The 10,396-nt window shown below is 50.8% G+C and carries 8 protein-coding genes; all 8 read left to right on the top strand.

Features of this window, described 5'->3' with window-relative positions:
• The first annotated feature begins 62 nt into the window (after positions 1–62).
• On the top strand, positions 63–1,454 hold the full coding sequence (locus tag VN379_RS15535; RefSeq protein ID WP_325535449.1) for an LCP family protein: 1,392 nt from the start codon (positions 63–65) through the stop codon (positions 1,452–1,454).
• A 142-nt stretch (positions 1,455–1,596) separates the two neighbouring features.
• Positions 1,597–3,408: a penicillin-binding protein 2 gene (gene mrdA, locus VN379_RS15530; protein WP_325535447.1), complete on the top strand. Its 1,812-nt coding sequence runs from the start codon at positions 1,597–1,599 to the stop codon at positions 3,406–3,408.
• 138 nt (positions 3,409–3,546) lie between these two features.
• Positions 3,547–4,191: a bifunctional precorrin-2 dehydrogenase/sirohydrochlorin ferrochelatase gene (locus tag VN379_RS15525; RefSeq protein ID WP_325535445.1), complete on the top strand. Its 645-nt coding sequence runs from the start codon at positions 3,547–3,549 to the stop codon at positions 4,189–4,191.
• A complete protein-coding gene (gene hemA, locus VN379_RS15520; protein ID WP_325535443.1) occupies positions 4,160–5,512 on the top strand; it encodes a glutamyl-tRNA reductase in 1,353 nt (450 codons plus the stop codon). Before VN379_RS15525 ends, hemA begins: the two co-directional genes overlap by 32 nt.
• Positions 5,478–6,422: a hydroxymethylbilane synthase gene (gene hemC, locus VN379_RS15515; protein WP_325535441.1), complete on the top strand. Its 945-nt coding sequence runs from the start codon at positions 5,478–5,480 to the stop codon at positions 6,420–6,422. Before hemA ends, hemC begins: the two co-directional genes overlap by 35 nt.
• A 117-nt stretch (positions 6,423–6,539) precedes the next feature.
• A complete protein-coding gene (gene cobA, locus VN379_RS15510; RefSeq protein WP_325535439.1) occupies positions 6,540–8,057 on the top strand; it encodes a uroporphyrinogen-III C-methyltransferase in 1,518 nt (505 codons plus the stop codon).
• Positions 8,058–8,059: 2 nt separating this feature from the next.
• Positions 8,060–9,025, top strand: a complete 966-nt coding sequence (gene hemB, locus VN379_RS15505) for a porphobilinogen synthase (RefSeq protein ID WP_325535437.1) — start codon at positions 8,060–8,062, stop codon at positions 9,023–9,025.
• Positions 9,026–9,043: 18 nt separating this feature from the next.
• Complete coding sequence (gene hemL / locus VN379_RS15500; RefSeq protein ID WP_325535435.1) at positions 9,044–10,363, top strand: glutamate-1-semialdehyde 2,1-aminomutase; 1,320 nt, start codon at positions 9,044–9,046, stop codon at positions 10,361–10,363.
• Positions 10,364–10,396 lie beyond the last annotated feature (33 nt).

The raw sequence follows: 10,396 nt of genomic DNA, 5'->3' as shown, positions 1-10,396 counted from the left end.
ACAGGGCTTGTCTTGTTATGTAATAAAAAGTAATATAAAGACGATGAAAGGGTGATTGTGTTATGACATCACGCCTCGAAAAACGGCTTGTTGATCAGCGCAAAAACCGGCGCGGCCGGTTTTTGCTTATACTAACTTGTTTACTTCTTTTTATTAGCGTGGCAGGAGCTACGTACTATTGGTCAACAGGTGGTACCTTTGAAAAGGCACGGCGGGCAGGCGCGAATGCGACAGGGATGCCGCATAAAGTCAATATCCTGGTTATGGGGGTAGATGAGCGCAGCGATGATGTCGGCCGTTCAGATACAATGTTTGTCGTTACTGTTGACACCTCGACCAAGGAAGTATCTTTGCTCTCGGTGCCGCGTGACACCAGGGTCAAGATTCCTGGCTACGGCTGGGACAAAATTAACCATGCTTATGCAGAAGGCGGCCATCGGCTATCCCAACGGGCCGTGGAAGATTTATTGGGTATTCCAATGGACTATTATGCCATTATTAATTTTGCTGCCTTTAATAAAATTGTTGATGCCGTAGGCGGGGTAACCATTGATGTCGAGAAACGCATGTACTATGAGGATCCATATGATAACCTGTTAATCGACCTTAAGCCAGGTGTGCAAAAAATGGATGGACGGACCGCCATTAAATATGTTCGCTATCGCGACGAAGAGGGCGACATTGGCCGGATTGAGCGCCAGCAGAAGTTTGTTAAAGCCATGCTCAAAGAAGCAAGCAGCCCGTTTATCCTGCCGCGGATACCTACCATTATCAGGGAGGTAAACTCAGCCCTCAACACAGACATGACCACATCGGAAATGCTAAACTTAGCGAAACTGTTAAACGATGCCAGTAAGGCCGGTTTGAAGGCTGAGACAGTTCCGGGAAAACCGGCTTATATTGCTGATATTAGTTATTGGCTGCCTGATATCATTGAACTGAGAAACTATGTGATTTTTTCGCAGGCAATGACCGCAGACGACAAGTTTGTGGCAGCAGCACGGACAACCGCTGCCCAATATGAACGGTCTGTCCCGCAAGAGATGAAAATAATTGATGTACCTAAAAAGCCGGATGATGCAAAAGACCCCAAACCCAAAGCGATAATCGATCCCAAGGCTCCTGACAAGCCTAAGGAAGCAGAGAAACCTAAGGTGACGGATGCCAAGTCGCCGGCGGCAACCAGTAAGCTGCGGTTTGAGGTCGTGAATGCCAGTGGCGTTCCGGAGGCCGGTGATAAGATGGCGGCTATGCTCCGCAGCCAGGGCTACGAGGTTATAAGTGTTGCAGGCACTAAAACTGCTAATAAAAATACGGTGGTAATAGCCAATGGCAGTGAGGCTAGCGGCAAATTAACAAGATTGCCTTTCCGCTATGCGCTGCAGGTTAACCAGGATGACAGCAACGCTGACACGGTAAAGGTAATTGTAGGCAAAGACTATGTAACTCAGTAAGTGTAAAAAGTCCCCCAACTCACGGGGTCTCGTTAATAATGGTCATGGAGCAACCGGCTGCTTTTGCGCACGGTTGCTATTTTTTTTGCCTATTATGGGATACTAAATGATGTGAATTGCGTTGAAGGAAAAGGGGACACGTATGTGGGATGAGAGACGCCGTATTGGAACATTAGCGATTATTTGTGTCGGTATCATTGGCATATTGCTGCTTAGACTGGTATGGATGCAGTTATTCCAGGGGGTTCAATATAAAAAAATTGCCGAACAGAATCGTACCAGGCAAATTATCGATCAGGCGCCGCGTGGCACCATCTATGATAGAAATGGCGCAGTTATTGTGACTAACCGGCCAAGTTTCGCCGTATCAATCATTCCCAGCGAGTATACTAATCCGCAGGAGGCTACCCCGTTGCTGTCTATGATTACCGGTGTCCCGGCTGAGGAGATTGACCGGTTGATAAAAGGCAGTGAAGATTTCCTCTACACGCCAGTGCGGATCAAAAGAGACGTTGATGCCGCCATAATAGCTAAGGTTGAGGAACGGCAGTATTATCTGCCGGGGGTTATCATTGAAGCGATTCCGGTCAGGCAGTATGTTTATAAGGAGCTTGCAGCCCAGGTGCTGGGGTTTGTCGGCCTCATAAGTGAAGAAGAGTATGCCAGGCGTAAGAAACAAGGGGTTCGGGCAACCGATCTGGTCGGTAAGGACGGTTTAGAGCGGGAGTGGGAAGACGCGTTGCGTGGTAAGGATGGTGGTCTGCAGCTAGAGGTGAATGCCGGCGGTGAGGAGGTGCGCTCACTGGGCGACCGCGCATCTCATCCCGGTAAGGGGCTTGTACTGACAATTGACGCCAACCTGCAGAAAGCGGCGGAAGAGGCACTGAATGTACAGGTGGAAGCCAGCCGGAGAATAGGGGCACCAGCCAAAGGCGGGGCAGTGGTAGTGATTGATGTTAAAACCGGTGGTGTATTGGTTATGGCCAGCAACCCGGCCTATGATCCCAATGTGTTTGCAGGCGGAATTACCAGTCTGGAGTGGAATAAGCTTATCTCCAATCCGAATACCCCGCTAAGTAACCGTGCTATCCAGAATACCTACCCGCCTGCTTCGGTATTCAAAATTGTCACAGCTGCCGCTGCCCTGGAGATGAACCTGACTACCCCGCAGGAGATCTTCGATGATCGCGGCGTATATGTATTAAATGGCTGGAGCTTTTATGGCTGGGATACCAAAGGGCTTGGCAAATTGACGATTACCGACGCCCTGGCTTGGTCGAGCGACCCGGTATTTTATGAATTAGGGCGTCGTCTGGGAGCTGATAATTTAGCCTCATATGCCCTGACATTTGGCCTGGGGCAAAAGTCAGGCATTAAGCTCGCCGGTGAAGAAAAAGGGATAGTGCCGACTACCGAATGGAAGCAGGCAACCTATGGCGAGGGTTGGTATCCAGGGGAAACCCTGATCGCTGCCATTGGTCAGGGCTACTACCTGATAACACCCCTGCAGCAGGCCCTGCTGGCTATGGCGGCTGCTAATAGTGGTATTGTCTATAAACCAATGCTGGTAGATAAGGTGCTGACGCCGGAGGGCAACCTTGTCGAAGATTTGCAGCCGGAGGTTCTGCGGACAATTTACCTTAGGCCTGAGGTATGGGATACAATACGTCAGGGCATGATTGCTGTTACCGCGCGTGGTACAGGCTCAGCCACCTTTAAAGGGTTTCCCAAAACCGTGGCGGGAAAATCGGGCTCAGCTGAGACCGGGCGAGGTACGACTCATTCCTGGTTTGCCTGCTATGCCCCGGCCGAAAACCCGGAAATCGCGGTAGCTGTCCTTGTTGAAGACGGTGGTGAGGGTTCCATGGCAGCTGCACCGGTTACCAGACGTGTATTAGAGTCCTACTTTGCCATACCAAAAAAGCCACTGCCACCTGCATCTAAAACAGACTAGCTCCACCGCCGGCGGGAATGCCGGGCCAGGTTTGGGTTTGGCCATTATTTTATCTGAATTAAAAGGAAAATTACCATTTAGCCGCGAAATATGATAAGATGTTTGTGGCACAATAACTCATCCCAGGACGTGAAATGAATGGAGTTATACCCAATAAATCTAAAATTAACCGGACGGCGCTGCGCTGTTGTCGGTGGTGGTGCGGTTGCTGAGCGGAAAGTGATGACACTTATTGCAACCGGCGCCGAAGTAAGTGTGTTTAGTCCGGTACTGACACCCGGGCTTACCAGTCTGGCGGAAGCCCGGCGCCTGACCTGGATGTCGCGCGTCTATGCCCCGGGTGATTTATATAATTTTTTTCTGGTATTCTGCGCTACCGACCAGGTGGATATTAATCGCCAGGCTGCGGTGGAAGCGCGGGCAGCGGGTGCTTTAGTCAATAGTGCTGACGCGCCTGAGCTGTCTGATTTTTATGTGCCGGCACATATTACACACGGTGATTTATTAATTACAGTTTCGACAGGTGGCGGCAGTCCAGCCTTGGCCAGGCGCCTGAAAGAGGATATCGCTGCAAGATATGGTCCGGAATATGGCCATTACCTGACGCTTATCGCCAAATTGCGGCCTGAAATGAAAGACCGTTTAGCAACAGCAAAAGAACGAGAAAAATTCTGGCGCGAAACCATTGACCATGAGGCGCTGCACTTGCTCAAAAGTGGTAAGTTTAGCGAAGCAGAGGAGAGAATACGACATGCAGCTTGTTGTACTGGGCCTAAATCATAGAACTGCCCCGGTAGAAGTCCGGGAATGCTTCTCCTTTTCTGAAGAAAAGATTAAAGTAGCCTATAAGCGTCTTCCTGAATATGACGATATCCGGGAATGCGTTATTTTGTCTACCTGTAACCGGACCGAAATGTATGCTGTCGTTGAAGAGGCCGACGATGCCCTGCCTGTTATGCAGGAGTTTCTTGACCATATGGCACCTGGTGTGTTAGCTGAGACAAGCTATGACTATCTGTTTTATTTCCAGGAAGAGGAATGTATCCGGCATTTGTTCCGGGTAAGCGCCAGCCTTGATTCCCTGGTACTTGGGGAAGGCCAGATCTTAAGTCAGGTAAAGACAGCGTATGCTATGGCCCGGACGGCCGGTACCACCAGCACTGTGCTTAATACCTTGTTCAACAGGGCGATTGCTGTTGGTAAAAAAATCCGGACAACGACCCGTATTGCCTATAGTGCGGTGTCTGTCAGCTATGCCGCTGTTGAATTGGCAAAAAAAGTACTGGGTGATTTGTCGTCTACTAATGTCTTGGTACTGGGAGCCGGTGAGATGAGTGAACTTACCGCCAGGCACCTTGTTGCGAGCGGTGTCAAGACAGTGTTTGTGTCAAATCGCAACTTTGACAGGGCGGCTGCCCTGGCCGATAAGTTTCGCGGGGTGGCTGTTCCCTTTGAGGATTTTATGAAGTCAGCTATTGACGCCGATATTATCATTACATCTACCGGGGCGCCACATTATATTATCCATGCGTGGGATGTGGCACATCTTATGCCTAAAAGGCAGGGACGGCCGATCTTTTTTATTGATATTGCTGTACCGCGCGATGTTGAGCCTGAGGTTGGGGCTATTGCCGGGGCCACCTTATATAATATCGATGACCTGGAGGCTGTTGTTGAATCCAATATGCGCGGGCGGGAGCAGGAGGCTGTCGAGGCCGAAAAGCTGATTGACGAGGAAATGGCCGGAATTATTGAACGTTTTCGCTATCTGTCCTACCAACCGACGCTGGTCCGCCTAACCGATAAGGCCGAACGTATCCGCCAGCGGGAAATAAAGCGGGCGATGGCTAAGCTGCCTGATATTACTGCCGATGAACGGCGAATATTTGAAAATATGTCTAAGATGATTGTAAGAAAACTGCTTCGTGACCCGATTGTCCGGCTTAATGAAGCTGCCGGTACCGACAAAGAATATCACTACCAGGATGCTCTCCGGAAAATGTTTAAACTGGATATTGCACTGGAAATGACGCGGGAACGAGAAGACCATGTAGGAGAGGAACAAGACAGTGAAACAAAAACTAGTCATCGGTACGCGCGGTAGTAAGCTGGCTTTGTGGCAGGCCAATTATGTGGCAGCCTGTCTGCGTGAGCGCTATCCGGAAGTAGAGATTGTCCTAAAGAATATGGTAACAACAGGGGATCGGATTCTTGATGTACCGCTTGCCAAGATTGGGGGCAAGGGTCTGTTTACCAAAGAACTGGAAGTGGCCATGCTCGGTGGTGAAATCGACCTGGCTGTGCACAGTCTGAAAGATATGCCCACCGAACTGCCGGAGGGCCTTGTGTTAGCGGCAGTTACTGACCGGGTTGATCCTGGTGATGCTCTGATTAGTCCTGAATTTAAAACGCTGGATAAGCTGCCTGTTAACGCCCGGGTTGGTACCTCAAGCCTGCGGCGTAAGGCCCAATTGCTAAACGCACGGCCTGACCTAACGATTGTTGACTTGCGCGGCAATCTGGATACCAGGCTGAAAAAGCTGACAACCGAAAAGCTTGATGCGATTCTGCTGGCAGTGGCCGGCCTCAAACGTCTGGGGTGGGACGGGCATATTACCCAGGTATTGCCGCAGGATATTTGTTTGCCTGCTGTCGGGCAGGGCGCATTGGCGCTGGAAGCACGGGAGAATGATGCTGAGACGCTGGCGATGCTGCGATTTTTGAATCATGAACCGACCCGGCAGGCTACACTGGCGGAACGGAGTTTTCTGTCTGAGGTCGAGGGCGGCTGTCAGATCCCTATTGGTGTTTACGGTCAGCTTGACCAGAATGGCCAGCTCAGCCTTAATGCTGTTATCATGTCGCCTGATGGCCAGGAGGTTGTTCGCGATACCACTCTGGGCAGCCCGGCCGAGGCGGCGGCGTTGGGGCAGACACTGGCAGTGCGCATGCTGAAAAACGGCGGGCGCGAGATACTGGCAAAATTATTTGCGGAGAGTAATAGTATCCAATAAAGATTTCATGCAGGCTGTTATTATAAAAGCGCAGGTTAAGCGCTAGCGTAACGGTCTAAAGAAATATCTTTATTTGATTCATTTTCGAAGAGCAAGATTGGGTTAAGGGGGATTCCAATGAAACAGGGAATTGTCTACTTAGTCGGTGCAGGTCCTGGTGACTACGGGCTAATTAGCGTCAAAGCAATTGAATGTATAAAAGAAGCAGACACGATCGTGTATGACCGGCTGGCCGATGATCGCCTGCTGGCACATGCCAGGTCAAATGTTGAACTTATTTATGTGGGTAAAGCCTCAAGCGATCATACCATGCGGCAGGAGGATATTAACCAGCTGCTGGTAGATAAAGCCCAAGAAAACAAAATTGTCGTACGTCTTAAAGGCGGGGACCCGTTTGTTTTTGGACGCGGTGGTGAAGAAGCACTAAAACTGTTAGAGAATCATATTCCCTTTGAGGTTGTACCAGGTATCACTTCGGCGATTTCAGTACCGGCATATGCCGGTATTCCTGTCACTCACCGGGGTATTGCCACCTCATTTGCCGTCATTACCGGGCACGAAGACCCAACTAAAGCCGAATCAACGATCAAATGGGATAAACTGGCTACCGCTGTTGATACCTTAGTGTTCCTGATGGGCGTGGAGAACCTGCCCTATATCACCGGGAACCTGATCGAACATGGCCGTCCTGCCGATACTCCGGCAGCTGTCATTCGCTGGGGTACCAAGCCGGAGCAGGAAGTACTGGTAACCACTGTCGGTCAGGCTGCACAGGATGTTGCCGCCAGGGGCTTAAAGCCACCTGCTATCTTCATCGTTGGTCATGTTGTTACCTTGCGCGATAAACTGGCGTGGTTTGACAATAAGGTGCTGTATGGCAAAAAAGTACTTGTAACCCGGGCCCGCGAACAGGCCAGCGCCCTCACGGACGGTCTGGCAAAACTGGGCGCCAACTGTATTGAAGCTCCGGCCATTAAGATCGTACCGCCGGAAAGCTATGAGCCGCTTGATGAAGCCATTGCCAGGCTTAATGAATATAACTGGTTGATTTTCACCAGTGTTAACGGTGTCGAGCATTTCTTCAGCCGTTTGGCTGCCGCCGGGCTGGACACCAGAGCGATTGCTGCCAGAGTGGCTGCTATCGGCTCACCAACGGCGAATTTGTTGAAGAATTATGGCATTACAGCAGATATCATCCCTGCCGAATTTAGGGCAGAAGGTGTTATTGAGGCGCTGGAACCTTACATAAAACAAGGCATGAAAGTCCTTATTCCCCGTGCTTTGGTGGCGCGGGATATTCTGCCGGTAAAACTGACAGAGCTGGGGGCTGTTGTCAATGTGGTCCCTGCGTATCGTACCCTTGTTGGCGATACCGACGGGCTGAAACTGGCAGCCAAATTGGAACAGGGCGAGATTGAACTGATTACCTTTACCAGCTCTTCGACTGTAACCAATCTGTTAAACCTTTTGGGTCAAGAGGGTGCCCGGTTTATTGCCAAAGCCAAGGTGGCCTGTATTGGGCCAATTACGGCAGAGACCTGCCTGGCTAATGGCATTAAGCCCGACGTTATTGCCGAAGAATATACCATTAAAGGATTAATTGCAGCCATTACGGCTATGTACAGGGAGGAGTAATCATGCCTATCATTCACCGTCCCCGGCGGCTGAGAGCCTCCGGCGGTATCCGCAGTATGGTGCGGGAGACGGCATTAACGGCCGCCAACCTGGTCTATCCGTTGTTTGTTGTGCCTGGTACCAAGGTTAAGAAAGAGATTAAGTCCTTGCCAGGTAATTACCACTTGTCACCTGATATGGCTGTCCTGGTGGCGCGGGAGGTCTATGATTTAGGTATTCCGGCAGTGCTGGTGTTCGGTTTGCCTGAATACAAGGATGCGCGTGGCAGCAGCGCCTGGGACATGAACAGTCCGGTGCAGCAGACTGTTATGGCCATTAAGCAAGCCTTGCCTGAGCTTGTTGTCATCACTGATGTATGCCTGTGTCAGTATACCGACCATGGACATTGCGGCCTCCTGAACGGCAATAAAGTGGATAATGATCCGACCCTGCCGCTCTTAGCCGCGGTGGCGCTTAGCCATGCTAAAGCGGGGGCTGATATGGTAGCTCCGTCTGATATGATGGATGGCAGGGTAGCTGCTATTCGCGAGCTATTGGACCGCTCTGACTGTAGTGATGTCAGTATTATGTCATATTCGGCTAAATATGCCTCAGGGTACTACGGGCCTTTCCGGGACGCCGCCGATTCGACGCCACAGTTTGGCGACCGCCGGGCGTATCAGATGGATCCGGCCAACTCACGGGAAGCGCTCAGGGAAGTTGCGCTTGATGTTGAGGAAGGGGCAGATATTATTATCGTCAAGCCGGCGCTGGCTTACCTTGATATTGTCCGCCAGGTAAAAGATAAGTTCCTGTTGCCTGTCGCCGCTTATAATGTCAGTGGTGAATATGCTATGGTTAAGGCCGCCGCCGCTCAGGGCCTGATCGACGAACCGCGCCTGGTTATTGAAACACTCACAAGTATGAAACGTGCAGGTGCTGATATGATTATTACCTATCATGCCCTGGATGCGGTACGCTGGTTGTAGAGGAAAGGGGATATAACAATGGCATTTAAATTAGACAAATCAGTAAAAGCCTTTGCTGAGGCTAAACAATACATTCCCGGCGGTGTCAACAGTCCAGTCCGCTCGTACCGGGGTGTTGGCGGTACACCGCCCTTTATTGCCAAAGCGGCCGGCAGCCGTATCTATGATATTGATGGTAATGTCTACATTGACTATGTCGGTTCCTGGGGGCCCATGATTCTAGGTCACGCTCATCCGGAGGTTATCGGTGAACTTAAAGATGCGTTAGAGCGTGGTACCAGCTACGGTGCACCCACCCTTTTAGAAACAGAACTCGCGCGCCTGATTACTGAAGCTGTTCCGTCCATGGAACTTGTCCGTTGTGTTAATTCCGGTACTGAAGCCACCATGAGTGTGCTCCGGCTGGCGCGGGCGTATACGAAACGCAATAAAATTGTAAAATTTGTCGGCTGCTATCATGGTCACCATGACAGTTTGCTGGTCAAAGCGGGGTCAGGGGCTACAACACTGGGCGTTCCTGACAGTCCGGGGGTACCGGAAAGTATTGCTGTTAATACCCTTACGGTTGATTATAACGACGTTAAGGGTTTGACAGAAATCTTTGAGAAACACGGTGAGGATATTGCTGCTGTAATCATTGAACCGGTGCCTGGTAATATGGGCTTGGTGCTGCCGCGGCCCGGCTATCTGGAAAAGGTACGGGCCCTGACCGAGAGCTACGGCGCATTGTTGATTTTTGATGAAGTTATGTCCGGTTTCCGTGTTGCTTATGGGGGGGCACAGGAGGTCTATAACATTACACCAGATCTTACCTGCCTTGGCAAAGTAATTGGGGGCGGCTTGCCTGTTGGCGCATATGGTGGGCGGCGGGATATTATGGAGCAAATTGCCCCGGCCGGTCCGGTATATCAGGCGGGGACGCTGAGCGGTAATCCGCTGGCGATGACTGCCGGACTTGCTACCTTGCGATTGTTGTCAGAAGCCCCTGATTTCTATGAGAAAATAACAACAATGACTGCCGCGTTGTGCGCCGGGGTTCAGGCACAAGCGCAGGCCTTTGGGTTCAACTTCCAGTTTCATCAGGCCGGTTCAATGTTTGGCCTGTTCTTTAGTGATAAACCGGTATACGATTATGACAGCGCCAAGCGCTCAGATGTTGCAGCCTTTAACGTGTTCTTCCATGCAATGCTCGAACAGGGCATCTACCTGGCACCATCTCAGTTCGAAGCTGCCTTCATGTCAGGCGCCCACACCCACGCCGATATCGGTGCTACCATTGCGGCCAGTGGTAATGCGTTTGCCAAAGTCGCCGAATACTATCGGCACCACAAACATTAATTTTAGTAAAACCTATGTATGAGAATACATAGG

The organism is Sporomusa sp. (genome assembly GCF_035561255.1).
Lineage (GTDB): Bacteria > Bacillota > Negativicutes > Sporomusales > Sporomusaceae > Sporomusa.
Note: the sequence above shows the minus strand (reverse complement) of the source record. Positions and strands in the feature narration are given on the sequence as shown.

Bases quoted from the DNA above. Each gene is read 5' to 3' on its own strand.
- VN379_RS15525 (WP_325535445.1), top strand. From the start codon at position 3,547: ATGGAGTTATACCCAATAAATCTAAAATTAACCGGACGGCGCTGCGCT.
- VN379_RS15535 (WP_325535449.1), top strand. From the start codon at position 63: ATGACATCACGCCTCGAAAAACGGCTTGTTGATCAGCGCAAAAACCGG.
- hemB (WP_325535437.1), top strand. From the start codon at position 8,060: ATGCCTATCATTCACCGTCCCCGGCGGCTGAGAGCCTCCGGCGGTATC.
- cobA (WP_325535439.1), top strand. From the start codon at position 6,540: ATGAAACAGGGAATTGTCTACTTAGTCGGTGCAGGTCCTGGTGACTAC.
- mrdA (WP_325535447.1), top strand. From the start codon at position 1,597: ATGTGGGATGAGAGACGCCGTATTGGAACATTAGCGATTATTTGTGTC.
- hemL (WP_325535435.1), top strand. From the start codon at position 9,044: ATGGCATTTAAATTAGACAAATCAGTAAAAGCCTTTGCTGAGGCTAAA.
- hemA (WP_325535443.1), top strand. From the start codon at position 4,160: ATGCAGCTTGTTGTACTGGGCCTAAATCATAGAACTGCCCCGGTAGAA.